21 protein-coding genes are annotated in these 25,720 nt (G+C 67.7%); 16 read left to right on the forward strand and 5 right to left on the reverse strand.

What is annotated here, in order from left to right; translation table 11 throughout:
- The first annotated feature begins 1 nt into the window (after window position 1).
- Window positions 2-1,129 carry an acyl-CoA dehydrogenase family protein gene (locus QE452_RS06325; protein ID WP_309659062.1) on the forward strand — a complete coding sequence of 376 codons (1,128 nt, stop codon included), beginning with the start codon at window positions 2-4 and terminating at the stop codon, window positions 1,127-1,129.
- A 9-nt stretch (window positions 1,130-1,138) separates the two neighbouring features.
- Here the strand turns inward: QE452_RS06325 and QE452_RS06330 are convergent, their stop codons facing one another.
- The gene (locus QE452_RS06330) at window positions 1,139-1,531 is read right to left on the reverse strand and encodes a BLUF domain-containing protein (RefSeq protein WP_309659061.1); all 393 of its coding nucleotides are present in this window, start codon (window positions 1,529-1,531) and stop codon (window positions 1,139-1,141) included.
- A gap of 269 nt (window positions 1,532-1,800) precedes the next feature.
- On the opposite strand from QE452_RS06330, the gene QE452_RS06335 reads away from it, so the two are divergent.
- From QE452_RS06335 to QE452_RS06355, 5 genes are all read left to right on the forward strand, one after another.
- Window positions 1,801-3,468, forward strand: coding sequence for a histidine kinase famiy protein (locus tag QE452_RS06335; protein WP_309659060.1), 1,668 nt, complete (start codon window positions 1,801-1,803; stop codon window positions 3,466-3,468).
- A gap of 88 nt (window positions 3,469-3,556) precedes the next feature.
- A complete protein-coding gene (locus QE452_RS06340) occupies window positions 3,557-5,569 on the forward strand; it encodes an HAD-IIB family hydrolase (protein WP_309659059.1) in 2,013 nt (670 codons plus the stop codon).
- Window positions 5,566-6,711: a glycosyltransferase gene (locus QE452_RS06345; protein ID WP_309729740.1), complete on the forward strand. Its 1,146-nt coding sequence runs from the start codon at window positions 5,566-5,568 to the stop codon at window positions 6,709-6,711. Before QE452_RS06340 ends, QE452_RS06345 begins: the two co-directional genes overlap by 4 nt.
- Window positions 6,708-7,658: a glycosyltransferase gene (locus QE452_RS06350; RefSeq protein WP_309659057.1), complete on the forward strand. Its 951-nt coding sequence runs from the start codon at window positions 6,708-6,710 to the stop codon at window positions 7,656-7,658. Before QE452_RS06345 ends, QE452_RS06350 begins: the two co-directional genes overlap by 4 nt.
- A complete protein-coding gene (locus QE452_RS06355) occupies window positions 7,655-8,728 on the forward strand; it encodes a glycosyltransferase (protein ID WP_309659056.1) in 1,074 nt (357 codons plus the stop codon). The genes QE452_RS06350 and QE452_RS06355 overlap by 4 nt, the downstream gene beginning before the upstream one ends.
- On the opposite strand, the gene QE452_RS06360 is transcribed toward QE452_RS06355, so the two are convergent.
- A complete protein-coding gene (locus QE452_RS06360) occupies window positions 8,725-10,062 on the reverse strand; it encodes an AarF/ABC1/UbiB kinase family protein (RefSeq protein ID WP_309659055.1) in 1,338 nt (445 codons plus the stop codon). The two genes, QE452_RS06355 and QE452_RS06360, sit on opposite strands and share 4 nt — an antisense overlap.
- Window positions 10,063-10,106: 44 nt before the next feature.
- Window positions 10,107-10,850, reverse strand: coding sequence for a ThuA domain-containing protein (locus QE452_RS06365; protein ID WP_309729743.1), 744 nt, complete (start codon window positions 10,848-10,850; stop codon window positions 10,107-10,109).
- 266 nt (window positions 10,851-11,116) lie between these two features.
- On the opposite strand from QE452_RS06365, the gene bla reads away from it, so the two are divergent.
- The 7 genes from bla to QE452_RS06400 all read left to right on the forward strand — a co-directional run bounded on the left by bla (window position 11,117) and on the right by QE452_RS06400 (window position 18,546).
- A complete protein-coding gene (bla, locus tag QE452_RS06370; protein ID WP_309659053.1) occupies window positions 11,117-12,001 on the forward strand; it encodes a subclass B3 metallo-beta-lactamase in 885 nt (294 codons plus the stop codon).
- Complete coding sequence (locus QE452_RS06375) at window positions 11,998-13,017, forward strand: cupin-like domain-containing protein (RefSeq protein ID WP_309729746.1); 1,020 nt, start codon at window positions 11,998-12,000, stop codon at window positions 13,015-13,017. Before bla ends, QE452_RS06375 begins: the two co-directional genes overlap by 4 nt.
- A gap of 70 nt (window positions 13,018-13,087) precedes the next feature.
- Entirely contained in the window at window positions 13,088-14,062 is a 975-nt protein-coding gene (gene coxB, locus QE452_RS06380; protein WP_309659051.1) for a cytochrome c oxidase subunit II, read from the forward strand.
- The gene (gene ctaD / locus QE452_RS06385; RefSeq protein ID WP_309659050.1) at window positions 14,059-16,569 is read left to right on the forward strand and encodes a cytochrome c oxidase subunit I; all 2,511 of its coding nucleotides are present in this window, start codon (window positions 14,059-14,061) and stop codon (window positions 16,567-16,569) included. The genes coxB and ctaD overlap by 4 nt, the downstream gene beginning before the upstream one ends.
- Complete coding sequence (locus QE452_RS06390; protein ID WP_309659049.1) at window positions 16,566-16,943, forward strand: hypothetical protein; 378 nt, start codon at window positions 16,566-16,568, stop codon at window positions 16,941-16,943. Before ctaD ends, QE452_RS06390 begins: the two co-directional genes overlap by 4 nt.
- A complete protein-coding gene (locus QE452_RS06395) occupies window positions 16,940-17,518 on the forward strand; it encodes a cytochrome c oxidase assembly protein (protein WP_309659048.1) in 579 nt (192 codons plus the stop codon). The genes QE452_RS06390 and QE452_RS06395 overlap by 4 nt, the downstream gene beginning before the upstream one ends.
- On the forward strand, window positions 17,515-18,546 hold the full coding sequence (locus QE452_RS06400) for a c-type cytochrome (protein WP_309659047.1): 1,032 nt from the start codon (window positions 17,515-17,517) through the stop codon (window positions 18,544-18,546). Before QE452_RS06395 ends, QE452_RS06400 begins: the two co-directional genes overlap by 4 nt.
- On the opposite strand, the gene QE452_RS06405 is transcribed toward QE452_RS06400, so the two are convergent.
- Together QE452_RS06405 and QE452_RS06410 are read right to left on the reverse strand one after the other, a co-directional pair.
- Window positions 18,522-19,760, reverse strand: a complete 1,239-nt coding sequence (locus QE452_RS06405) for a multidrug effflux MFS transporter (protein ID WP_309659046.1) — start codon at window positions 19,758-19,760, stop codon at window positions 18,522-18,524. The genes QE452_RS06400 and QE452_RS06405 overlap by 25 nt on opposite strands.
- A gap of 99 nt (window positions 19,761-19,859) precedes the next feature.
- On the reverse strand, window positions 19,860-21,632 hold the full coding sequence (locus QE452_RS06410; protein WP_309659045.1) for an aspartyl protease family protein: 1,773 nt from the start codon (window positions 21,630-21,632) through the stop codon (window positions 19,860-19,862).
- 242 nt (window positions 21,633-21,874) lie between these two features.
- Between QE452_RS06410 and paoA the strand changes: the two genes are divergently transcribed.
- The 3 genes from paoA to paoC are packed head-to-tail and all read left to right on the forward strand — an operon-like array spanning window position 21,875 to window position 25,718.
- Window positions 21,875-22,531 (forward strand): aldehyde dehydrogenase iron-sulfur subunit PaoA, encoded by a 657-nt coding sequence (gene paoA, locus QE452_RS06415; RefSeq protein ID WP_309729750.1) that lies wholly within the window; start codon window positions 21,875-21,877, stop codon window positions 22,529-22,531.
- Window positions 22,528-23,478: a xanthine dehydrogenase family protein subunit M gene (locus tag QE452_RS06420; RefSeq protein WP_309659043.1), complete on the forward strand. Its 951-nt coding sequence runs from the start codon at window positions 22,528-22,530 to the stop codon at window positions 23,476-23,478. The genes paoA and QE452_RS06420 overlap by 4 nt, the downstream gene beginning before the upstream one ends.
- Before the next feature lie 5 nt (window positions 23,479-23,483).
- A complete protein-coding gene (paoC, locus tag QE452_RS06425; protein ID WP_309729753.1) occupies window positions 23,484-25,718 on the forward strand; it encodes an aldehyde oxidoreductase molybdenum-binding subunit PaoC in 2,235 nt (744 codons plus the stop codon).
- Window positions 25,719-25,720 lie beyond the last annotated feature (2 nt).

Raw genomic sequence — 25,720 nt, forward strand, 5'->3', positions numbered from 1 at the left:
CATGCCGCTCTTCCTCGACGACGAACAGACCATGTTGCGCGACACGGCGCGCGACTTCATCGCCGACACCGCGCCCGTGGCGCATATGCGAGCCCTTCGGGACGCCGATGACCCGACCGGCTTTTCCCGCGACCTGTGGAAACGGTTCGCAGAGATGGGCTTCACCGGCATCCTGATCGGCGAGGACCAGGGCGGCTTAGGCCTCGGTCATGTCGAGGCGGGGATCGTGCTGGAGGAGATCGGCCGCAACCTGACCCCCTCCCCGTTTCTGACCACGGCGGTGGCGGCGGTCGAGGCGCTGCGCGGCACGGCACAGGCCGATCGCTGGTTTCCCGGCATCCTGTCCGGCGAAACGGTCGCCGCGCTGGCGATCGATGAGACGGCCAAGCATCGCGACGCCATCGGCCTGCGCGCCGAACGGGCCGGTAACGGCTTTCGCCTGTCCGGCACCAAGCGCTTCGTGGCGCACGGCCATGTCGCCGACCTGCTGATCGTGGCGGCTCGCACCGCCGGCGCATCGGACGATCGGGAGGGTGTCACGCTCTTCGCCGTACCCCGCGACATGAGCGGAATGACGGTCAAGCCCGAACGGCTGGCGGATGCCAGCGTCGCCGCGACCGTGACCTTCGCGGATGCGACGGTGGACGGGGATGCGGTGCTGGGGGAGGTGGATGGCGGACGGGCGATCCTCGACCGGCTGCTGCGCGCCGGGCGGACCGGGGTCGCGGCGGAATCGCTAGGGGTCGGCACTGGCGCCATGGCGATGACGATCGGCTATCTGAAGGATCGCAAGCAGTTCGGCGCGCCGATCGGGAGCTTCCAGGCGCTCCAGCACCGGGCCGCGCATCTCTATGCCGAAATGGAAGTGGCGCGCGCCGCCGTACTGAAGGCGCAGCAACTGCTCGATGTCGACGCCTATGGGGCGGATGCGGCGGTGTCGGTAGCCAAGGCGATGACCGCGATGGCGACCACGCTGGCGGTCAACGAGGGCGTGCAGATGCACGGCGGCATCGGCATGACCGACGCTTATGACATCGGCTTCTACATGAAGCGGGCGCGGGTGCTGGCGGAGCTGTGGGGCGATGCCGGTTTCCATGCCGACCGGCTGGCGGTCGCCGCCGGCTATTGATCGATCCGGTCAGGCGGGGTCGAAGAACCGGGCGACCTCGCCGTCCGTGTTACGCAACAGGCCGCGCAGTCGCAGCAGCGCGTCCTCCGGCCGGTCCCCCGGCTCCCCCGCCATCGCCCAGTCGCCGAACTGGCGTTCCGCCGCCGGCTCGTCTTCCAGGATGGTGATCTCGGCATGGCGCGGATCGCCGGCGATCCGGTCGAACGTGCCCGCGACGCTGTCCGGCGGCCCTTCGAGCAGTTGCAGATACCGGTCGCCCTGTATCCACAAGATGCCGGAAACGCCGTCCAGGCCGTTGTTGCGGCGTGACGCGGCCAGGATCGACTGGTGATCGTCGCGCAGGTTGCTACCCGTCGCGCGACTGGAATAGATGATGCGGCGGACCCGCTCGGCCTGACTCATGATCCTGATGTAGGGAAAGTGTGCGACGGTTGGAAGACATTGGCGGCCATGACGTGTGCATCCTCCAAGTGGAACCCGATCGAGGGCCTGTGCGTCGTTCCCCCTGCGCAATAATCCTAGATTAACAAGGCGAAGGGAACCCCTTGCAGAAGCCGGACAGTCCCGCCAACCCAGCGCCCATGGCAAATGATGGTGCTGCTCAAGGTCCGGATACACATGTCGATCGTGATCCGACCGGTCTGGCGGCTGGCCGGCCGGCGGATGGCACGATGGACACGGGCGACAGCGAGCCCATCGAGCGGCCGGGCCTGCACCATTGGCGCGAGAGCACGATCACCGATGCCGATCTGAACGATCGCGGCGGCGTATTCTTCGCCGCGATCGAGATGACGCGGATGCCGATGATCCTGACCGATCCGAACCAGGACGACAATCCGATCGTCTTCGCCAACAAGGCGTTCCTCGACCTGACCGGCTATGAGGAAACGGAGGTGCTGGGACGCAATTGCCGTTTTCTCCAGGGTGCGCAGACCGATCGCAACGCGGTGGCGGAACTGCGCGATGCCGTCGATGCGCGGTCGGCGATCGCCCTGGAACTGCTCAATTATCGCCGCGACGGGTCGCCATTCTGGAATGCGGTGTTCATCGGTCCGGTATATGACAAGGCCGGCGACCTGCGCTATTTCTTCGCCAGCCAGCTCGACGTCACCCGCCGCCGCAATTCCGAGCAGAGCTATCGCCAGGCACAGAAGATGGAGTCGATCGGCCAGCTCACCGCTGGCCTGGCGCATGATTTCAACAACCTGTTGCAGGTGGTGAACGGCAATCTCGAGCTCGTTTCGGCGGTCGCCGACAATCCCGAGCGGGTGAAGCGCTACGCCGCCGCAGCCCAGTCGGCCGCCGAGCGCGGGGCGAAGCTGACTCGCCAGCTGCTGGCCTTCGCGCGCAAGACCCGGCTGGAGCCGCGCCCGCTCGATCTCGCGAAGCTGGTGGGCGAATTTTCCGACCTGATCGAGACATCGGTCAATGGCCAGGTCGATATCCATCTTCATTTGAGCGCCGATCTGCCCAATGTGGTCGTCGATCCGGACCAGCTCGAAATGGCCTTGCTCAACATCGTCAACAATGCGCGCGACGCGATGCCCGATGGCGGTCCGGTGACGATCACCACGGAGCGGCGCACGTTGGAGGAGGAGACTGCGGGCGACCTGACCCCAGGCGATTATGTCGTGTTAAGCATCGCCGACCAGGGGCACGGCATGTCGGCCGCGACGCTGGAACGCTCGACCGAGCCCTTCTTCACCACCAAGGGCGTCGGCAAGGGCACCGGGCTCGGCTTGGCGATGGCGAGCGGTTTCGCGCGCCAGTCGGGCGGCCGTCTGGAGATCCAGAGCACGATCGGCGATGGCACGACGATCCGGTTGCTGTTCCCGGCCATGCCGGCGCATCATCGCTCGGCTGATACGCCGCGCCACGTGCCGGCGGTCGCCCTGCCGGCGGATGACGGCACCCCGCCCCATGTCCTGGTCGTCGAGGACAATGAAGAGGTGCTCGCGGTCGCGCAGGAGATATTGGAGGGAGCCGGCTATGTCGTGTCGACGGCGCTGAGCGGTGACGAGGCGCTTCGCTTCTTCGAGGAGACGCATGACACGAAGAGGATCGACCTGCTGTTCACCGACTTGGTCATGCCGGGTGGCATGAACGGTCTTTCCTTGGGTGACGCCGTTTCCAAGCGGGATGCCAGCGTGTCGGTGCTGATGACGACCGGTTATAACGAGGAACTGGTCGCGGACGGGGCGCGGGCCCGCGCGAATGACGTGCTGAGCAAACCCTATCGTCGTTCGGAACTGCTCGATCGCGTGCGTCAGGCGCTAAATCGCGGTGGTGAAGGGCGCGCGCGTCGGCGGCAGTCGGATTTCGGCTCGGTCCAGGCCTGATCGCGCGAAAAAGTAACGCGGGTAAACAAGCGCTTGGACCTTTGTACCTGGTTAATACGTTACGAAGCGGCAACAAAAGGGAGCCGCCTTGTATATCCTGCATCTCGCGCTTGGCGGCTGCCTGAAGGCCCCTCCCGTCCAGTTCGGAGTAACAGCGGATACGGGTGGGCATATCGCCTATGTACTGGATGCGGCGTCATACCAGGCGTGCCGTCCAGACGTTCAGCGGGTGGAGATCGTCACCCGCTGGTTCGACGACGAGCGTTTCGACCCGGTGCATGCGGAGCCGCGTGAAGAAGTCGCGCCGGGACTGACCATCGTCCGCATAGGTACGGGGCGAACCCATTATCTGGAGAAGGAAGCCCTGGCGGCCGACCTTCCGGACTTCATTCACGCCTTTTGTGAGCATCTGGCATCGCAGGACGAACGCCCGGATGTGATCCATGCGCATTTCGCTGATGCAGCGGCGGTCGCGATGGCCGTGCAGCGTCGCTTCGGCATCCCCTTCGTCTATACGCCGCATGCGCTCGGCATCGACAAGCGCGCGCATCACATCCAGTGCGACGGGCTGGAGGCCCGGATCGAGGCGGAACGATGCGCGATCAAGGCCGCAGCGGCCATCATCGTCTCCACCCGCGAAGAAGCCAGCCGCCAGGTCGGTGGCTATCGTGTGCCGGTCGGCGACCGCGTCCGGTGCGTGCCGCCCGGCGTGACCACCCATCACCAGGCCGCGCGATCGGAAACGATGGCCGACCGGCTGGGGGACTGGTTCGACCGACCCGAGAAGCCGCTGATCTTCGCGGTGGCCCGGCCGGTCGCGAAGAAGAACCTTGCAGCGTTGGTCCGCGCCTTTGCGAACGATCCCGGTCTGCACCAGAGCGCCAATCTGCTGATCCTGGCCGGTCAACACGACCGCGCCGGACCGGAGGAGCAAGGCGTCCTGAATGAACTCCATGCGCTGGCGGCGGACAGCCGGCTCCAGGGCCGCGTGGCGCTGCCCCCGGCGCATGACGGAACGGACGTCGCCGTGCTGTACGAGCGGGCAGCCGCAGGTGGCGTGTTCGTCAATCCCGCCCTTCACGAACCCTTCGGCCTCACCCTGATCGAGGCCGCTGCCGCCGGTGTGCCGGTGGTCGCCACCTGCAACGGCGGCCCGGCGGAGATCGTTTCGACGATCGGTCACGGCGTGCTGATCGATCCGCGCGATCCTGCCGGGATCGCACAGGCCATCAGGGGGATCATCGACGATCCTGCCCGTCATGCCGCGCTGTCGGCCGCGGGGCGACAGGGCGTGGCCGCCTATGACTGGAGGCGCTATGCCCTGGACTCGACAGCGATCTATCGATCGATCGCGCAGCCCCGACTGCTGGTGTGCGATATCGACAACACGCTGACCGGCTGTCCGATCGGTGCACGGGCGTTCGCCGACTGGCGTTCGGGTTCGCCCCTGCCCTTCGTGGTCGCGACCGGACGGGACTTTGCAGCGGCGCAGGCGATTCTGGACGATTGGGGGCTGCCCCAGCCCGACGCCTATATCACCGATGTGGGCACGCGGATGATGCTGGCGGACACCAGCGGCAAGTGGCGCGAATGCCGGGTCTATGCCCGATCGCTCGACCAGGACTGGGACGAGGGGGCGGTCGCAGAGGTGCTTGCTGGCCTGGACCTGACGCCGCAGCCGGCGGGGACCGCTGGTCCCCACAAGATCAGCTTCTTCGGCAAGGCGGAGGACGCCGCGCGCATCGATCGCGCCTTGACCGAAGCCGGCCTCCCGGCGCGGGTGATCTTCTCGCATGGGCGTCTGATCGACGTGATCGCGCCCCATGGCGGCAAGGCGGAGGCAGTCGCCGCCTATGCCGGCCGCTATGGCTGGTCGCTGGCGCATTGCGTCGCGGCCGGGGACAGCGGCAACGATAGCGACATGCTGGCGGCGTGCGGCCACGCCATACTGGTGGGGAACGCCAGTGAGGAACTGGCCCATCTGCCATCCAGGCCCGGCCTGCATCGGAGTGCCGCCCATCATGCCGGCGGGGTGCTGGAAGGCTTGACCCGATTGGGACTGGCCAGGGCCATGACGGCCGACGCGGCGGTGGCGGCATGACGCGCTCCTTCGGCTATTTCGTCCATCACCAGGGACGCGGCCATGCCGAGCGCTGCGCGGCGATCGCGCGGGCCCTACCGTCGTCGCGGCCCATGACGGTGTTCAGCGCGCGGGACGATATCTTCGGCCCCCTGCCGCCCCAGGTCGAGGTCGTCCGCATCCCGTCCCTGTTTGAGCCCTCTGGCGGGGAGAGCGACTCGATGGACTGGGTGCCGACGCCCCGAACCCTACATTGCGCGCCGCTCGGTTGGCCCGGCATCCGCCAGGCGATGGCGACGATCAGTGGCTGGTTCGCCAGCGCCGATCCCGCTCTGATGATCTGCGACGTCTCCGCGGAGATCGCGCAGCTTGCCCGGATTTGCTCGGTGCCGCACGTCAAGGTGCTGCAACATGGCGACCGGGGCGATCCCGGCCATGTTGCCGCCTATGACGGCGCGGCCGGCCTGCTCGCCCCCTTCCATGCCGATCTCGCCCAGCCGGAATGGGATGCGACGATGCGGGCCAAGACCTGTTTCGCTGGCGGCCTGGGGGTCGACACCCGCGTCGTCGAGCGCGAAGTGGCCCGCCAGCGCATCGGGATCGATGCCGACACGGAAATGGTGCTGGTCGTCTCGGGCGGTGGGGGCCAGGGGTTTGCCCAGGCCCCGTTGGGGGTGGGCGCCCGGTCGCGGCCCGATGCGCGCTGGATTACGATCGGGACGGTTCAGCGCGACTGGCATGCGACCGAGCCTGCCAATATCGAGCATCGCGGCTGGGTGGACAATGCCGCCGACCATATCGCCGCCGCCGACATCGTCATCGCCTCCACGGGCAACACAACCTGCCAGCAGATCCTGGCCGCCGGTCGGCCTTGGCTGGCCGTTCCGGAATGGCGCTATTTCGACGAGCAGCACCGCAAGGCCGAAGCCCTGGCGCGCGCCGGCGTGGCGACGGTTCGACCGCATCTGCCCTCCTCGGCGCAGGGCTGGACCGCCGCTTTCGCCGAGACGCTGGCCGACCATCACCCCATCGCCCAGCGCGCGATGATCGACGATCACCCCGCCGATCGTGTCGCCTTGTGGCTCGAAACCCTTTCCGCGCGTTTGTGGACCCCGAGGACGCTCAGCGCCCCCCTATCGACCATGGAGCCGCCCATCCTATGACCCATGTTTCCGTCATCACCCTGGCGAAGGGTCGCCCCGACCATCTGGTCAATGTCGTCCGTGGCCTGGCCAAGCAGACGCAGCGCCCGGTGGAACTGATCGTCGCGGTGATGCAGCACCAGCCCTATGACCTGCCGGATGCGCCCTTTCCGGTGCGCCAGATGCAGATGTCGACGGAGGCGCTTCCCCTGGCGGCGGCCCGTAATGCGGCAGCGATGGCCGCGTCGGGCCAGGTGCTGGTCTTCCTCGACATGGACTGTATCCCGACGCCCGAGCTAGTCGCCGATTACGCCAAGTTCGCCGATGCCTTCAACGGATTGCTGATGGGGGAGGTCATGTACCTGCCCGGCGGCGCGACGCGGGGCGACTGGCGCTATGAGGATTTCGCCAAGGTAGCGGAGAAGCATTCGGATCGGCGCGGGCCGCCCGCCCATGGCCTGGAGCTGTGCGAGGATTATCGCTGCTTCTGGTCGCTCAACTTCGCCATGCGGCGCGAGACGTTCCTGTCCTCCGGCGGGTTCGACGAACGCTATGTCGGCTATGGCGGCGAGGACACGGATTTCGGCAAGACGCTCGACCAGGCCGATATCCCCATCGCCTGGATCAAGGGCGGGTTGGCCTATCACCAATATCACCCCCACCACATGCCGCCGGTCCATCATCTCGACAGTGTCGTCCGCAACGCGCAGCTGTTCGAGGAGAAATGGGGCTATCGCACCATGGGCCACTGGCTGCACGCCTTCCGGCTGATGGGACTGATCGACGACGCGCCGGGCCGCCCGATCCGCATCCTCCGCCGGCCCGAGGCCGCCGACCTGGCGCTGACCGGCCAGCAGAGCCACCAGCCCTATGCCAATACCGCGCGCGTGCTGCGACAGTTGGAAGAGGCCGCGAGCCGTTCGTCCAAGCCGGTGTCGCCCCGGCTGGAGGTCGCGGCGGCGGCATGAGGATCGCCATATTGGGACATGTCCGGCAGCGGATCGCCCAGCCGTTTGCCGGGGGCATGGAGTCGCATTGCTGGCACCTCGCCGCCGGGCTCCAGGATCGCGGGCATGATGTCGTGCTGTTCGCCTCGGGCGACAGCGATCCGCGGTTCCCGATCGATCCGGTGGTCGAGCAGCATTATGAACGGACCTTCCCCTGGGCGGAGCATCGCGGCTCCGCCCCGCTGATCGCGCATCTGGACACGGGCTATGCCGCCGCCTGCGATCGGATCGCGGCCGGCGGGTTCGATGTGGTCCATAACAACAGTCTGCACCGCTTCGCGCTGGAACCGGCGCGGACGATGGTGACGCCGACCGTCACCTCCTTGCACGTGCCCCCCTATGACGCGCTCCATTGGTTCGTGCGGAGCAGCCGATCGCCGCATCATCGCCTGACCGTGACCTCGGCGCGGCAGCGCGATGCGTGGTGGCCGGAGGGCGCGCCGGCCGAGGCGTCGATCCTGCATAACGGCATTGATCCCGCCCGATGGCCCTACCGTGGCGAGGGGGACGGCACCGCCGCCTGGTGCGGACGGATTACTCCGAACAAGGGCCCGCATTTCGCGGTGCAGGCGGCCCGCCGCGCCGGCATCGGCCTGACGCTGTACGGCCCGATCGAAGACCCCGAATATTTCGAAGCGGAGGTCGCGCCGCTGCTCGGTGGTGACATCCGCTATGCCGGTCATCTGGAGGGCGATGTGCTTGCCCAGGCCATAGGGCAGGCCTCCGTCTTTCTCTTCACCCCCTGCTGGGACGAGCCGTTCGGGCTGGTCGCCGTAGAGGCGATGAGCTGCGGCCTGCCGGTCGCCGCCTTCGCGATGGGCGCGGCGCGCGAGATCGTGGGCGAGGCCGGTGCCTATGCGGAATGCGCCGATGTCGCTGGGCTGGCCGATGCGATCAGCGCCGCCCTTGCTATCCCGCGCGACGTGCCCCGCCAACGCGTATTGTCGCACTTCACGCACGACCTCTGGCTGGACCGCTGCGAGGCACTATACGCGGAGGCTCGGCGCGGCGACGACCGGTTGGCCGCCTAGGCCGCGCCGATCGCGCTGGCGGCCAACCCGCGCACATCGACCCGCGCCTTCAGCCGGGCCGCCAGCAAGGCGGTGCCGCTGACCTTGCGCTGCACGAACAGCGTCTCGACATGCGGGACGTGCCAGGTGGCGCGATCGGCGATCAGTGCCTTGGCCTCCTCGCGAACCACCGGCACGAAGGCGCGGTCGCCGAAGTCGAACGAGCCGGGCCGATTGAGCGCATCGTCGATCGCCGCGATGATCCGGTCGATCGCCGGGCGGTAGGTATCGGCCGCCACCGCGCCCAGAAAGCCCGTCTCCACCGCCACGTCGCGGATCGCATCGCGGTTACGCGCCAGGCCGGCGACGATCAGTCGGCGATAGCTGTCGGCCGTCTCCGCCGGCACCGCCCGCGTCGCGCCGAAGTCGAGCAGGACCAGCGCGCCTGATTCCGGCTGCCAGCGGTAATTGGCGAAGTTCGGGTCGGTTTGCATCGTCGCGAAGTCGAACAATTCGCGCAGCACCAGCGACACGAGCGCGGTCATCGCAGTGTCGCGCACTCCCTGCTCGGCGTCGGCCAGCGTCTCGATCGGGCGTCCCTCGACGAACGACATGGCCAGGACGCGACCGGTGGTCAGCCCCTCCTCCAGCGTCGGCACGACATAGCGGGGATCGCCCGCCAACCGCTCGCCATAGCGCCGCATCTGCTCGCCCTCGCGGACATAGTCGGCTTCTTCGGCGAGCTGGCGCTTCGCCTCGGCGAGGAGCGGCTTGAGATCGAGCGTCGACGGCAGGAGGTTCGAGACGCGGAGCAGCGTCGCGACATTGTCGACATCGGCGTCGATGCTGTCGGCGACACCGGGATATTGCACCTTGATCGCCAGCACCCGCCCGTCCGACAGGGTTGCGCGGTGCACCTGCCCGATCGAGGCCGCCGCGATCGGCGCGGCCTCGAAATGGCGGAAACGCCGCCGCCAGCCCGTGCCCCATTCGCGGGTCAGCACTTGGTCGAGCTGCGTCGGTGGCATCCGATAGGCCTGGTTGCGCAGCCGCGCGAGGATCGTCGAAAGCTCGGCGGGCAGCATGTCGCCCGCGTCCATCGAGATCATCTGGCCCAGCTTCATCGCCGCACCGCGCAGATGCGACAGGCGATCGGCGACGCGGGTCGCATTGGCGGGGGTCAGGACCAGGTCGCTCATCCGGGGACGCTCACCGGCCGCCAGCCGCCGCGCGCCCTCGGCGATCATCCCGCCCGCGACACCGCCCGCCAGTCGCCCGAACACGCCGAGCCGCGCGGCGCGACCGCTGGGGATGGCGCGGTGGCGCGCGTTCGGGGCATCATCGTCCTGCTGCATCCCGGCACAGCGCGGCGCGGCACCGGGAGTTCCTCAGAAAGACGTCACCGCGTAGGGTTCGCCGCCTGCCCCCGGCCGGTCGCGGTCCAATAGAGCCCGCCGAGCAGATGCTGGAGATAGCGTTCGTCCCGGTACATGTCCGCCTGATGGCCGAGCAACGTGACGAAGACGCGCCCCTGCTCGTAGCGATGATGCCAGGCCTCGGGATGGTCCGGCCCCATGCGGTGTCCCACCTGTCCCGGCCAGATCAGCGTCGGATCGTAGCTGCTCTCGTCGACGCGAAGCACCGGGTCGATGGCGATCCGATAGGGATTGGTGGTGACGTAGAATTCATCGCTCCAGATCCAGCGCGACGGCAGGCCGAAGGCGGCGGGGAAGCCCGGATCGGCGACGGTGACGACGCCGGTCTGTATTTTGGGATGGTTGACGAAGCTGCGGCCGACCAGCTTCTCGAACCAGGGCCATTCGTCCTTGGGCACGATCGCGGCGCGGTGGACGACCATCGCATTGCCGCCGGCGCGCATATAGGCCTCGAACCGCGTGCGCTGGCTCGCACTCAATCGCTCGGGCGGGGTATTGAGGAACAGGATGGCGGCAAACCCCGACAAGTCGCCATCGAACCGCGCCGGATCGCTCGTCCATTCCAGCGCGAAGCTGTGCAGCCGCGCCACCCGCTCCAGATTGTCCCGCGCGACCGGGATATATTCATAGTGATAGGTGCTGGGCGTGGCGATCACCAGCACGCGGAACTGATCCTCGGCGGCCGCCATCGCCGGGAGTGCGGCCACTGCCACGGCCATGACGCCCCCAATTCCGCGTTTCATCCGATCGGCCCTTCCTGAACAAGCGCGGCATCGTCGTCCGCCGGGCGGATGTACACCATCGGGACCTTGGTCGCGGTGGTGCAAAGCGATCGAATGACGTTCCCAAGCGCGGCGGTGCCGGACCGACGATCGACAACGGCGCTGGCGGGCGCGGTGGTACGGGTCTAAGTGCCGGCGCTCGCGGCAGGAAAGCCAAGGCAATGATAATGTGGACGAAATTGGCATCCGTCTTGATCGCGACCCTCCCCGGCGCCGCGTTGGCGATCGCGGCGGGGGCATCAGGCCTGACCCCGGCCACCATCGCCGAGCATCAGGCACGGTGTGCCGGCAGGGACGGCTGGAGCGATCCCGCGCCGCCGATCCGGATCTTCGCCAATGTCTATGACATCGGCACCTGCGGCATCACCGTGCTGCTGATCGTCGGGGATCGGGGCTCGATCGTCATCGATGGTGCGACCACCCAGGCACCGCCGTCGATCCTCGCCAACCTTCGGCGCCTGGGGCTTCGGCCCGCCGATGTGAAGCTGCTGCTCTCCTCGCACGAGCATCAGGATCATGCAGGGGGTCTTGGCGCGCTGCGCAGGGCAACGGGTGCCAGGATGGCGGCCCGCGCCGCCGCCCGCCCGGTATTGGAGAGCGGCGTGACCGCACCGGGCGATCCGCAGCGCGAGGGTGACCGACCAGCCTATCCCGGCGTGCCCGTCGACCGGATCGTCCGCGACGGCGAGGCCGTGGTGCTCGGGTCGCTTCGCCTGACCGCCCTCGCCACGCCCGGCCATTCGCCCGGCGGCACCTCCTGGACGTGGCGGTCCTGCGCGGGCACGACTTGTCGGACGATCGTCTATGCGGACAGCATCAGCGCCGTCTCGACCGACGGCTATCGCTTCCGCGATCACCCGGCCTATGTCGCGACCCTGCGACACAGCATCGACCGGATCGCGCGCCTGCCCTGCGACCTGCTGATAACGCCGCATCCCCAGGCCAGCGATCTCTACCCGCGCCTGGTGGGCAAGAGACCACTCGCCGACCGTCGTGGCTGCATGCGCTACGCGGCCGATGGCCGAACCGCGCTCGAGCGCCGGCTGGCGCGGGAAGACCAAGGAGAACAGCGATGACCGATCCTGTCGCACAGGCGAAGCGTGTCGCGGAGATGGATGCCTCCGACCCCGCGCGCGTCACGACCGATATCCTGGCCGGGGATCGTCCCATGGTGCTGCGGGGCCTGGCCGGTGCGTGGCCCTCGGTAGCGGTCGGACGCCAGGGGCCGGACGCCACCGCCGCCTATCTCCGTCGGTTCGACAGCGGTCGGCCGATGGGCATCTTCGCCGGCCCGCCTTCAATCGGGGGGCGCTTCTTCTACCGCGACGACATGCAGGGATTCAATTTCGACCGGGGGCAGGTGCTGCTGGGCCCGTTGCTCGACGCGCTGCTGGCCGAGGCGGACAGTCCGACGCCGCCCGCGCTCTATGCCGGGGCCAATGCCGCACCGGACCATTTCCCCGGCTGGATGCAGGACAATCCGTTGCCCCTGGCGATCCCCGCCGCAACCCCCCGGCTGTGGCTGGGGAATGCGACGCGGGTGTCGACGCATTACGACATGTCCGCCAACATCGCCGTGGTGGTGGCCGGACGGCGGCGTTTCGCGATCTTCCCGCCCGATCAGGTCGGCAACCTCTATGTCGGGCCGTTGGAGACGACGATGGCGGGCCAGCCGAGCAGCATGGTCGATCTGGAACACCCTGATCTCGACCGATACCCCCAGTTCGCGGCCGCACTGGCGACGATGCAGGTCGCCGAACTGGAGCCCGGCGACGCGCTGTTCATGCCCCCGCTCTGGTGGCACGATGTCCGCGCCAGCGGGCCGCTCAACGTGCTGGTGAACTATTGGTGGGGCGAACGGGAGGGCGGATCGGCCTTTCCCGCGCTGATCCACGCCCTGCTGACGGTGCGCGACCTGCCGCCGGCGGAGCGACAGGCGGTGAAGGCATGGTTCGACCATTATGTCTTCGGCGACGATCCGGCGGCGGCGGGTGCGCATCTACCGCCCCATGCCCGCGGCATATTGGGACCGCCCACGCTGGAGCGGACCGGCATGATCCAGGGCTTTCTGAAACGCACCTTCGGCGGCTGACCCGACCGAATAGCATGAACTATTTGTCATGCTGAATTGAACCGTTTCGGCCCTGAACTGTTTAAGGCCGATGCGGGGGGAAAAGTTCGTCATCATTTCCGGCTTGGGCTGGCTGGTCGCCGGCTGCAATCGTCATCAATCGACCCTTGCCCCCTTTGGCGAGGATGCGATGGCGATCCGCCATTTGCTCATCGTCATGCTGGTCGGCGCGGTGGTGATCGCCGGAGGCGTGGCCTGGCTCATGCATCGTGCCGTCCGGGCCCCGGTCGGCGAGATGACGCACCGCAAGGGGATGCGGTTGGTGCTGTGGTTGGGCGGCATCGTGCCTACGATCGTCCTGCTCGGCCTCCTGGCCTATTCGCTCCCCTATATGCGCCCGCGTCCGGTGGCGCCGGCCGATCTCCAGATCGCCGTCGATGGCGAGCAATTCTGGTGGAGGGTCGCCTATCGCCCGTCCGGAGGCCCCCCGGTCGAGAGCGCCAACGAAATCCGTATCCCGACAGGCCGCACCGTCGCCTTCCGCCTGACGGCCGACGACGTGGTGCACAGCTTCTGGATTCCCGGCCTTGCCGGCAAGATGGACATGATCCCCGGCCGCACCAACACGCTGGTGGTCCGCGCCGAGCGCGCCGGTCGCTATCGCGGGCAATGCGCCGAATTCTGCGGGCTGAGCCACGCGCTGATGGCGCTGGACGTCGTGGCGATGGAGCCGGCAGCGTTCGACGCCTGGCTGGACGGTCAACGTGGCGCCAGCCGTTCTGCGGTTGCCGACCCGATCGGGGCCCGCCTGTTCGCCGAGCAGGGCTGTGGCGGCTGCCACGCCATTCGCGGCACCGATGCCGTCAGCCGGATCGGCCCCGACCTGTCCCGCTTCGGACAGCGGACGACATTGGCCGCCGGCATCCTGCCGATGACGACCGCCCATGTCGCCGGCTTCATCCGCCACCCGCAAGCCACCAAGCCCGGCGTGCGGATGCCGGCTTTCCCCCAATTGTCGGAAGACGAGGCCGTCGCCATCGCCCGCTATCTGCAAGGCCTGAAATGAGCCTCCACGCCCAGGACGATCCCCAGCTCCGCGCCGCGCAGGAGGAGCGCCTGCGCGAGGTATGGAAGCCGCCATCGGGCTGGTTCTTCCGCTGGACCGACGTCAACAACAACCGCATCGGCGTGTGGTACACGCTGACCGCGTTCGGCTTCATGCTGTTCGCGGGCGTGCTGGCGCTGATCATGCGCACGCAGCTCGCGGTGCCGAACAACGACCTGGTGTCGGCGAACACGTTCAACCAGCTGTTCACGCTGCACGGCTCGATGATGATGTTCCTGTTCGCCGTGCCGATGTTCGAGGCGGTGTCGATCATCCTGCTGCCCCAGTTGCTCGGTGCACGCGACCTGCCGTTCCCGCGCCTGTCGGCCTTCGGCTATTGGAGCTTCCTGATCGGCGGGGTCTTCGTCTCGGGATCGATCTTCTTCAATGCCGCGCCGGACGGCGGCTGGTTCATGTATCCGCCGCTGACGACCCGCACCGACCTGTCGGGGCTGGGGGCGGACATCTGGATGCTTGGCCTCTCCTTCATCGAGGTGTCCTCGGTCGCCGCCGCCGTCGAACTCATCGTCGGCGTGTTGAAATGCCGGCCGCCGGGGATGCGGCTCAACCTCATGCCGCTCTATGCCTGGTATATCCTGGTCGTGGCGGTGATGATCCTGTTCGCCTTCCCGCCGCTGATCGCCGGCGACCTGCTGTTCGAGATGGAACGACTGCTCGAATGGCCGTTCTTCGACGCGGCGCGCGGCGGCGATCCGCTTCTGTGGCAGCACCTGTTCTGGATCTTCGGCCATCCGGAAGTCTATATCGTCTTCCTGCCGTCGATCGCGCTGTTCGCCATGCTGATCCCGACCTTCGCGCAGCGGCACCTGCTCGGCTATCCCTGGATCGTGCTCGCGGCGGTCGGCACCGCCTTCCTGTCGTTCGGCCTGTGGGTCCACCACATGTTCGCGACCGGCCTGCCCAAGATCAGCCTCGCCTTCTTCTCCGCCGCGTCCGAGGCCGTCGCCATCCCGACCGGCGTGCAGATCTTCGCCTTCATCGCCACGCTGTGGGCGGGCAAGGTGAAATGGTCGACGCCGCTGCTCTATGCGAGCGGCAGCCTCGCCATCTTCGTGATCGGTGGCCTGACCGGCGTGATGGTCGCGATCGCGCCGTTCGACTGGCAGGCGCACGACACCTATTTCATCGTCGCGCACCTCCATTATGTGCTGATCGGCGGCACGCTGCTGCCGCTGTTCGGCGGGCTCTATTATTACTGGCCGCTGATCACCGGCAAGAAGCTGTCCGACCGGATGGGGCGCATCGCCTTTTGGATCATGTTCGTCGGCGTCAACCTGACCTTCTTCCCGATGCACCTGTCGGGGTTGGAGGGGATGCCGCGCCGGGTCTTCACCTATCCGGCGGAGCTGGGCATCGGATGGCTCAATCTCGCCTCGACCGCTGGCTCCTATCTGTTTGCGGCGGGCGTATTGGTGCTGGTCTTCGACCTCGCGCTGTCGCCCACACGGCCCAAGGCGGCGCGCAATCCCTGGAACGCCGGCACGCTCGAATGGCTGGCGCATCCGGACGACGAGGATTGGGGCATCCGCTCGGTCCCGCTGATCGAGAGCCGCTATCCGATCTGGGACCAGAAGGATTTCGTCGCCAAGGTCGATGAGGGCCGCTTCTTCCTGCCGGACGCGGAAGAAGGCCGGCGCGAGACGATCATCACCTCGGTGCTCGACGCCCGACCGGTATCGGTGATCCGGCTGGGCACGCCGAGCGTCAAGCCGATGATCACCGCCGTGGCGCTGGGCGCGGTGTTCATCCTGACCACCTACCACCTCTATCTGCTCGCCGCCGTCAGTGGCGTGGTGACGCTGGCCTGTGTGCTGTGGTGGCTGTGGGATACGGCGGAGATCCCGGAAAAGCCGGAAAAGCCGATCGGCCATGGGATGCACATGCCGCTCTACCTATCCGGACCGGCGGCCCCCGGCTGGTGGGCGATGTTCATCACGATGATGGCGGACGCGACCGCCTTTTCGGGGCTGGTGTTCGGCTATTATTTCTACTGGACGATCCATCCCGATTTCGGCGCGGGCTTTAACGGACCCGGGGTCGCCGCCCCGCTGCTGGCCCTCGCCCTGTCACTCGCCGGATGGGCGGCAACGCTCGTTGCGCGAGAGGTCCATGCGCGCGGGCGGGTGACGATCGCCCGGGGGCTGTTGGTTGCCGGTGCCGGCCTGACGATCGCCAGCCTGTTCGCCGGGCTCCGCTGCCTGGACGGGCTCGATCCCAAGGCCAATGTCTATCCGGCGATCGTCTGGGTGCTGACGATCTGGACGGTCGTCCATGCCGCGATCGGCGCGATCATGCAGCTCTATACGCTGGCGCGCAGCCTGGCCGGACGGATGACGCCAACCCATGATGCCGATCTGCGCAACATCACCGTCTATCAGCATTTCCTCACGCTCACCGCGCTGGTCACCTATCTAACGATCGGCCTCTTTCCGGAGGCGGGGCTGTGAGGCGCTGGCTGAAGCGGGTGCATAGTCTGCGCGTCACGCTGTGGACGCTGATCGTGCCGCCATCGGTCTGGGCGGTGCATTTCCTGTTCTCCTATCTCTGGGCGGCGGTGTCCTGCGCGAAGATCGGCCACTGGGCGCGCTTCCCGACGGTCTTCGCGATCGGGACGATCGTCGCGCTGGTGGTGATCCTCCTTGCCGGAGTGATCGCCTGGCAACAGTCGCGCACGCCGGGCGATCCGCCGCCGCACAGCGAGGGCACGGATATCGACCGGCTGCGCTTCCTCGCCTTCTCGACCCTGCTGCTTTCGGCACTGAGCTTCGTCGCGGTGTTGTTCACCGCGCTGCCCGTCCTGATGCTGGGGGATTGTCGATGAAGCGGCCGGCGCTTCTCGCCGGGCTGGCCCTGCTACCCCTTGGCTGGTCGGTCAGCGGCTGGGGCATGACCGGCCATATGGCCGCCCATATGATCGCCGTCGCCGTCGCCGCGCCGCTGCTGGCGATCGGCGTCCGCGACAGTCGCTTCGATCCGGCAACGCGCTGGCCCCGGCTCGCATCGCCCCTGCCCGCCGCATTGGCGGAAGCGGTCATCGTCTGGGGCTGGCATGTTCCCGCCCTGCGCCGGCTGGCCGATCATCACCCGCTCTGGCTGGTGGTCGAGCAGGCGAGTTTCCTGGCCGCGGGCCTGCTGCTCTGGTCCGCCGTGCTCGCCCCGCGCCACCGCGCGGCGGGGATCGCGGCGCTGCTGGTCACCTCCATGCACATGACTTTGCTCGGCGCGCTGATCGGCCTCGCCCCCCGCCCGCTCTACAGCCATCAAGGAGTGGACGCCCTGACCGACCAGCAGGTTTCCGGCGTGGTCATGCTGCTGGTGGGTGGCGTCGCCTATCTGCTTGGCGGACTGGCGATGCTCGGCCGACTGCTCCAGACGCGAAGCGAGGTGCCCGCATGACGATCCGCATCACCTGGGCGCGCGCGATCGCCGCCCTGCTGGGCGTGGTGGTCGCCGGCCTGCTCTTCGCCTGGTCGGGGGTGATGAACATCGCGGCGTCCAGCGGGCATTGGCCGATCACCGACTGGTTCCTGCACTGGACGATGCGCAACTCGGTACGCACCCATGCCGCCTTTTCGTCGCCGAGCGATCCGGCGGACGCCACCGGGCTGGTCAGCGCCGCCGGTCACTTCGCCAATGCCTGCGCCGTCTGCCACGGCGCGCCCGGGGTGAAACCAGCGCCCGTCATGCAGGCCGCCACCCCGCCTGCCCCTGATCTAGCGGTCAATGCCCGGGAGTGGACCGACAAGCAGCTGTTCTGGATCCTCCAGCACGGCGTCAAATATACCGGCATGCCCGCCTGGGCGGTGCAGGACCGGCAGGACGAGGTTCGGCGAATGGTCGCCTTCGTCCGTCGCCTGCCCGGCATGACGCCCGCGCAATATCGCGTGCTGGTCAATGAGACGGAGCCCGCGACCGATCTGGGCGCCTGCACCGGCTGTCACGGCGCGGACGGGCGTCGGCGCGGCGCGCCGGACATCCCGATGCTGGGCGGCCAGGACCCCGCCTATCTCCTCGCCGCGCTGCAAGGCTATGCCAGCGGCCGGCGCTCCAGTGCAGTGATGCAGCAGGTCGCGATGCGGATGGAGCCGGCGGAGATGGTCGCCGCCGCCCGCCGCTTCGCCGCGATGCCCGGTTTAGGCGCGCCACCCGCCGGCGGCAATGCTGCCGCCGCACGGATCGTGACGCAGGGGATGCCTGAACGCCAGCTGCCGGCTTGCGCCAGCTGTCATGCGCCGGGCAAACCCTATCCAGTCATCGCCGGCCAGCGGGCCGCCTATATCGCCCAGCGCCTGCGCCACTGGCACGGCGATGAGACGGTGGTGGATGCCCGCAAGAGCCAGGCGACCATGCCGGTCATCGCCCGCCGCATTCCCGAGGAGATGATCGATCCCCTCGCCCGTTACCTCGCCGGTTCGACGCGCTGATGCCGCGCCTGGAAGAGCCGGCCGCCTTCGGTCCATAGCACCACGCCCAGCACCGCGACGCCGATCGCCAGATAGCCGAGCGCCAGCGGCGTGGTGGTGCCGTTATAGGACTGGCCAATCAGCGAGCCGACGATCACCGCGCCGACGCTGCCAATGAACCCCTGGATCGAGGAGGCGGTGCCGGCGATATGGCCGACCGGCTCCATCGCCATCGCGCCGAAATTGGAGCCGCACAGGCCGATGCAGGTCATGCTGAGCGCCTGGAAGACCATATAGGTCCAGAGGTTTTCCCGGCCCACGCCGATCACCATCAGGTGCAGCACCGACAGGGTGATCAGCGCCAGCACCGCCGACTGCGAGATCAGCCGCGTCCCCAGCCGCTCGACCAGCCGGCTGTTGGCGAAGGAGGCGCAGCCCATCGAAAAGGCGCAAGCCGCGAACAGCAGGGTGAACCGCTCGCCCGCGCCGAACTCGTCGACGAAGATCTGCTGCGCCGAAGAGACGAAGGCGATGATGCCGCCGAAGGTGATCGCCGCCGCCACCGCATAGCCGAGCGAGAACCGGTCGGTCAGGGTCAGGCGATAGGCCGCGCCGATATTGGCGAACGACAGCGCCGAGCGGCGCTCGACCGGCAAGGATTCCGGCAGGCGCGCCGCCGACCAGGCGAGGACGAAGGCCGCAAATCCGGCCAGGGCATAGAAGATGAAGCGCCAGGGTCCGAACGCCAGTAAGCCCTGTCCCAGCGTCGGTGCCAGGATCGGCACCAAAAAAAAGATCATCTGCGCGACCGACAGAGTCCGCGCCATCTGGCGTCCGGTGAACTGGTCGCGCACGATCGCGACCGCCAGCACGCGGGTCGACGCGGACATCAGACCCTGCAACATCCGCGCGCCGAGCAGCGCCGCGAAGGTCTGCGAACTCGCCGCGAAAATGCTGGCGCAGACGAACCCGGCGAGCGTGACCAGCAGGATCGGTCGTCGCCCGTAGCGATCCGCCAACGGGCCATAGACGAGCTGGCCCGTGCCGAACCCGAGCATATAGACGGTGATGATCCACTGCCGGTGATTGGCGGTGGCGACGCCGAGCTGGTGTCCGATATCGGCGAGCGCGGGCAGCATCAGGTCGACGCCCAGCGCATTTACCGCCATCAGCGCCGCGACGAAGGCGACGAATTCATGGCGGTGCATCGGGGACTTGGTGGTGGAAGACGGCATGGCCGCCACTTAGGGCCATGACGCTGACGTTTCTACCTCTCCCGTCACATGCGGCGGAAGCGGGGTCCCGCCTTTACGGTCGCGTTCCGTTCGCGGGTCCTATTTCTCCAGGCCGTAGCGCACCGCTCGCTTGCCGATGTGCGGGTCGATGGCCAGCGCCGCCTTGCGGTCGGCGGCGGCCTGTTCGGTCCGCCCGGCCCGCTCCGCGGCGATGGACCGGGAGTAGAGCATCCAGGCGTCATGCGGGCTCGCCTTCACCGCCGCGTCGTAATCCTCCAGCGCCGCGTCCAGCCGATTGAGCTTCAGGTTCACCAATCCCCGGCTATCGAGATAGTTGGCCATGGCCGGCCGCAGCCTTATCGCGGTGTTGCAATCGGACAGCGCCTTTTCCAGATCGCGGCCGAGCATCGCCCGCGCCCAGCATCGCCCATTATAGGCGATTGCGCGATCGGCATCCTCGCCATGCAGCTTGAGCCATGCGTCGTAGTTCACGATCGCGGCTTCGGGCTTGTCGAGGCTGTTGTAGAAGCCCGCCAGGCGAAGCCGCCGATCCGATCCCGGCGCCAGCAGCTTGTCCGCCGCCGCCACCTCTTCGGCGGCCCCTTGCGGATCGCGATTGGCGAGGCGGAGCGACGCACGGCTCAAGCGGATGTCCGGGTCGTTCGGCATCAGCATCGCCGCCTTGTCGAGGTCAGCCGCCGCCAGCAGCAATTGCCGGTTCGCCAGCCGCGCCTGTGCGCGCAGCACCAGGAAGCGGCCCTCGCTCGGCGCCATCGCCACCGCCTTGTCGAAATCGGCCAGCCCCTCCTGCATCCGGTGCGCGGACATATGGACCGCGCCCCGCCGGGCGAACCCCTCGGCATCGGTCGGCTCGGCTGCCTTATCGGTCAGGTCCAGCGCCTCGCCCGTGGTGGTGCGCGCGCCGGACGGACGGAGGCCGAACACGGCCCCGCCCTCATAGGTCATGTAGAGCCTGTGCTGCACGTTCGAGACGAACACGCGGTGGGTCAGGAAGAAGTCGAAGCCGATCAGCATGTCGACATCCATGTGGATGTCGGAGATGCGCAACTTGGGGCGCGGTACGATCTCGCCGCCCAGATCGATCTGGTCGAAGGGCGCGAGCCAGGTCGAAACCTCCTTCGACCCCAGGCCGCTGCTGCGCCCGACCGCCACGACGCCGGGACTTTGCGGCGTGATGCCGGCGCGCTTGGCGGCCGACAGCGTCATGACGCTCGTCTGCGCACCGGTGTCGAAGGCGGCGCGCAGCTTCACCCCATTGACCAGCACGGTCGCGATCGTGTGCGGCTTCCACGGACCGGTATCGCCGGTTTCCAGCTTCAGCGTCGAGAAGGGCTTGCCATTGGCCCAATAGGCCAGCGCCATGTCGTTGCAGCCCTGGACCTTCATCAGTCGGACCATGCCGTGCGGCAGGTCATATTCCACGTCCGCCAGGCCGAGGATGTTCTGACCGATCAGTCCGGCGCTGCCGGTATCGGTGCCGGCGACGATGAAGTCGACCTTGGGCAAGGCGATGCCCGCCAGCGAGAAATTGCGCGCCACCGCCGCGCTGGCGGTCGCGTCTCCATTCACCCCCTTGATACGGAACCAGGGCGGCAGGGCCTCGTCCTCCAGCTTGAACTCGGCCGCCGTCGCGCGGGAAATCGTGCTGTAGAAGGCGCCGCTGTCGAGGATGAACTGCGTCGGGCGTTCGCCGAACTTGGCCTGCACCATCGCGCGTTGCCCGATCAGCGTCACCGGCAATTCCGCGATCTTTCCGACCTTGCACGCCGCCAGCGACGGACTGGCGAAGGTCAAGGCCAGCGCCGCGATTCCCGTTCCGACCGTCCACCGCCGCCGACCAAGCATCGCCATCCCCCACCTCTATACATGCCACCATAGCGCGCTCGGCGTGACGAAGGGGAGACGTCGACCCGACAATTTCGTCACCAAAACGGTCGTAAACGCAGAGTGGATCAATGTTGAGCAAAATTCATTGTCGCATTGAGGATTATCGCGGGCTCTTTGGTCGCGCACGCGCGTTCAAGACGCTAACACCGCTTTGCCGTTCCACCATCTTTACCGGGTCAGAGCCGGTCGCAAAGGAAGATCGATCCATGTCAGACAGGTCTGATCCGGCCGTCTCGCGTCGCGGCGTGCTGACCGGTGGCGCGGCGACCGCCGCCGTCGTCGTCGCCGCTCCGGTTGGCGCCGCGCCGCTCCCTCCCCGTCCCGTAAAGGCCAAGCCGATGATGCCGGTCCGCTTCACGGTGAATGGCGAAAGCCAATCGCTGACCCTCGACCCCCGCACCACCCTGCTCGACGCATTGCGCGAGCATCTGCACCTGACCGGTACGAAGAAGGGGTGCGACCATGGCCAGTGCGGCGCCTGCACCGTGCTGGTCGACGGCGTTCGCATCAATTCCTGCCTGTCGCTGGCGGTGATGCACGAAGGCGACGCCATCACCACGATCGAGGGGCTCGGCACGACCGAGGCGCTGCACCCGATGCAGGCCGCCTTCATCAAGCATGACGGCTATCAGTGCGGCTATTGCACGCCGGGGCAGATCTGCTCGGCGGTGGCGGTGCTGGACGAGATCAAGCGCGGCGTGCCCAGCCATGTCCAGGCCGACGTCGCCGCCCGTCCGCAGGTCAGCAACATCGAGATGCGCGAGCGGATGAGCGGCAATATCTGTCGCTGCGGCGCCTATTCCAACATCGCCGAGGCCATGGCCGAGGTCGCCGGCGGTGCCGCCAAGGAGGATCGGGCATGAAGGCCTTCACCTATGAGCGTGCGACCGATGCGGTCGCCGCGGCCCGCGCGGTCGCCGGTCAGCCCGGGGCCAAGTTCATCGCTGGCGGCACCAACCTGCTCGACCTGATGAAGATCGAGGTGGAGACGCCCACCCATCTGGTCGATGTCCAGGATCTCGGCTTCGACAAGATCGAGAAGACGAAGGAAGGCGGCCTGCGCATCGGCGCACTGGTCACCAATACCGATCTGGCGGCGGACGAGCGCGTGCGCCGCGACTATGCGGTTCTGACGCGCGCGATCGTCGCGGGCGCGAGCGGCCAGTTGCGCAACAAGGCCTCGACCGCCGGCAACCTGCTGCAACGGACCCGCTGCCCCTATTTCTACGACACCAACATGGCGTGCAACAAGCGCAAGCCCGGATCGGGCTGCGCGGCGATCGGCGGCTATTCGCGCCAGTTGGGCGTGATCGGGGTCAGCAACGCCTGCATCGCGACCTTCCCCGGCGACATGGCGGTGGCGATGCGCGTGCTGGACGCTGTGATCGAGACGGTGGATGGCAGCGGACAGCGCCGCTCCATTCCGATCGCCGATTTCCACCGCTTGTGGGGCGATCATCCCGAACAGGACACGGTGCTGAAGCCGGGCGAACTGATCACGGCGGTGACCCTGCCCAAGCCGATCGGCGGCAAGCATTTCTACGAGAAGGTGCGGGACCGTGCCTCCTATGCCTATGCGCTGGTGTCGGTCGCGGCGGTGATCCAGCCCGACGGCACGGGTCGCGTCGCTTTTGGCGGCGTCGCACCCAAGCCGTGGCGGGTGGAGGCGGCGGAAGCGCTGCTGCCGCAAGGCGCCGCCGCCGTCACCGGACGCGCCTTCCAGGGTGCGACGCCGACCAAGGACAATGCGTTCAAGCTGCCGCTCGCTACCCGCGCGCTGGCTGCCGTGATCGCCGAGAGCAAGGGCTGATCGCCATGAAGTTCGACACACCCGCCGGCCCCAACCCGATCGACCGCATGACCGTGGTCGGCCGCGCCCATGATCGGATCGATGGTCCGCTCAAGACCACCGGCCACGCGCCCTATGCCTATGAGCATCACCGCGAGGCGCCGAACGCCGCCTATGGCCAGGTCGTCGGCGCGGCCGTCGCAAAGGGCATGATCCGCTCGATCGACCTCGACGAGGCACGCGCCGCGCCGGGCGTGCTGGCGATCGTCACCGCCACCGACCTGGCGAAGCTGGGCTTCGGCAAGTTCGGCAAGGGCAAGTTCAACACCGTCAAGCTGCTCGGCGGCCCGGCGGTCGATCATTATCATCAGGCCCTGGCGATCGTCGTCGCCGAAACCTTCGAACAGGCACGCGCCGCCGCGAACCTGGTGCGGATCGACTATGCCCGCAGCCAGGGCCGGTTCGACCTGGACGAGGCGCTGAAGACCGCGCCGCTGACCGGCGGCTCCAGCGACGAGGGCAGCGCCGCGCCCGGCATGGACCGGGTCGGCGACTTCGAAACCGCCTTCGCCGCCGCGCCGGTTACGCTCGACGCCCGCTACACTACGCCCGACCACAGCCATGCGATGATGGAGCCCTTCGCCTCGATCGCATCCTGGACGGGCGACGAGCTGACGCTCTGGACCTCGAACCAGATGATCGCCTGGGGGCATGGCGATCTGGCGCGGACCCTGGGTATCCCCAAGGAGAAGATCAGCTTCCAGTCCGCCTATGTCGGCGGCGGCTTCGGCGGCAAGCTGTTCCTGCGCACCGATGCGGTCATGGCCGCCCTGGGCGCGAAGGCGGCGGGCCGGCCGGTCAAGGTCGCCCTGTCCCGCCCGATGATCGCCAACAATACCACCCACCGTCCGGCCACGCGCCAGCACATCCGGATCGGTGCGGCGAAGGATGGCACGATCACCGCCATCGCGCATGAGAGCGGATCGGGCGACCAGCCGAATGGCTCGCCGGAGACGGCGGTCAACCAGACCAAGCTGCTCTATGCCGGCGCGAACCGGCTGACGGCGATGCGGCTGGCGGTGCTCGACCTGCCCGAGGGCAATGCGATGCGCGCGCCGGGCGAAGCGCCGGGCATGATGGCGCTGGAAATCGCCATGGACGAAATGGCCGAGAAGCTCGGCATGGACCCGATCGCCTTTCGCGTGAAGAACGACACGCAGGTCGATCCGGAAAAGCCGACGCGCCGCTTCTCGCAGCGCCAGTTGGTCCGCTGTCTAACCGAGGGCGCGGAACAGTTCGGCTGGTCGCGCCGCCAGGCCAAGCCCGCCTCGGTCCGTGACGGGCGCTGGCTGGTCGGGATGGGCGTCGCCTCCGCCTTCCGCAACCATATGAACATGACATCGGGCGCACGCGTGCGGCTGGATGGCAAGGGCGTCGTGACGGTCGAGACCGACATGACCGATATCGGCACCGGCAGCTACACGATCATCGCCCAGACCGCCGCCGAGATGATGGGCGTGCCCCTGGAGGCAGTGGTCGTGCGTCTCGGCAACTCCGCCTATCCCGTCTCGGCGGGGTCGGGCGGCCAGTTCGGCGCGGCGAACGCCACGGCGGGTGTTTATGCCGCCTGCGTCAAGCTGCGGGAGCAGGTGGCGCAGCGGCTCGGATATAATTCGGCCGATGTCGCCTTTGCGGGCGGCAAGGTGACCAGCGGCAACCGGTCCGCCGATCTCGCACAGGCAGCCTCGGCCGGCGAACTGGTCGCGCAGGACAAGATCGAGTTCGGCGATCTGGAGAAGCAATGGCAGCTCTCCACCTTCGGCGCACATTTCGTCGAGGTCGGAGTCGATGCCTATACGGGCGCGACGCGGCTGCGGCGGATGCTGGCGGTGTGCGCCGCCGGCCGGATCATCAACCCGAAGTCGGCGCGTAGTCAGGTGATCGGCGCGATGACGATGGGCGTCGGCTCCGCCTTGATGGAGGAACTGGCGGTCGATCCCCGGTTCGGCTTGTTCGTCAATCACGACCTCGCCACCTATGAGGTGCCGGTCCATGCCGACATCCTACATCAGGAGGTCGTGTTCCTGGAGGAAGCCGATGACAAGGCCAATCCGATGAAGGCCAAAGGTGTCGGCGAACTGGGCCTGTGCGGGGTCGGCGCGGCCGTCGCGAACGCGATCTACAACGCCACCGGCGTGCGGGTTCGCGACTATCCGATCACGCTCGACAAGCACCTGGAGAAGCTGCCGGCCGTCGCCTGACC

Source organism: Sphingomonas sp. SORGH_AS_0438, assembly GCF_031453475.1.
In the GTDB taxonomy this organism is placed as follows: domain Bacteria; phylum Pseudomonadota; class Alphaproteobacteria; order Sphingomonadales; family Sphingomonadaceae; genus Sphingomonas.

Coding starts and splice junctions, on each gene's coding strand:
- QE452_RS06330 (WP_309659061.1), bottom strand. CDS start 1,531: ATGAGTCAGGCCGAGCGGGTCCGCCGCATCATCTATTCCAGTCGCGCG.
- QE452_RS06420 (WP_309659043.1), top strand. CDS start 22,528: ATGAAGGCCTTCACCTATGAGCGTGCGACCGATGCGGTCGCCGCGGCC.
- QE452_RS06345 (WP_309729740.1), top strand. CDS start 5,566: ATGACGCGCTCCTTCGGCTATTTCGTCCATCACCAGGGACGCGGCCAT.
- QE452_RS06405 (WP_309659046.1), bottom strand. CDS start 19,760: ATGCCGTCTTCCACCACCAAGTCCCCGATGCACCGCCATGAATTCGTC.
- QE452_RS06335 (WP_309659060.1), top strand. CDS start 1,801: ATGGACACGGGCGACAGCGAGCCCATCGAGCGGCCGGGCCTGCACCAT.
- QE452_RS06395 (WP_309659048.1), top strand. CDS start 16,940: ATGAAGCGGCCGGCGCTTCTCGCCGGGCTGGCCCTGCTACCCCTTGGC.
- QE452_RS06400 (WP_309659047.1), top strand. CDS start 17,515: ATGACGATCCGCATCACCTGGGCGCGCGCGATCGCCGCCCTGCTGGGC.
- ctaD (WP_309659050.1), top strand. CDS start 14,059: ATGAGCCTCCACGCCCAGGACGATCCCCAGCTCCGCGCCGCGCAGGAG.
- paoC (WP_309729753.1), top strand. CDS start 23,484: ATGAAGTTCGACACACCCGCCGGCCCCAACCCGATCGACCGCATGACC.
- QE452_RS06325 (WP_309659062.1), top strand. CDS start 2: ATGCCGCTCTTCCTCGACGACGAACAGACCATGTTGCGCGACACGGCG.
- paoA (WP_309729750.1), top strand. CDS start 21,875: ATGTCAGACAGGTCTGATCCGGCCGTCTCGCGTCGCGGCGTGCTGACC.
- QE452_RS06360 (WP_309659055.1), bottom strand. CDS start 10,062: ATGCAGCAGGACGATGATGCCCCGAACGCGCGCCACCGCGCCATCCCC.
- QE452_RS06410 (WP_309659045.1), bottom strand. CDS start 21,632: ATGGCGATGCTTGGTCGGCGGCGGTGGACGGTCGGAACGGGAATCGCG.
- QE452_RS06355 (WP_309659056.1), top strand. CDS start 7,655: ATGAGGATCGCCATATTGGGACATGTCCGGCAGCGGATCGCCCAGCCG.
- QE452_RS06350 (WP_309659057.1), top strand. CDS start 6,708: ATGACCCATGTTTCCGTCATCACCCTGGCGAAGGGTCGCCCCGACCAT.
- QE452_RS06375 (WP_309729746.1), top strand. CDS start 11,998: ATGACCGATCCTGTCGCACAGGCGAAGCGTGTCGCGGAGATGGATGCC.
- coxB (WP_309659051.1), top strand. CDS start 13,088: ATGCGGGGGGAAAAGTTCGTCATCATTTCCGGCTTGGGCTGGCTGGTC.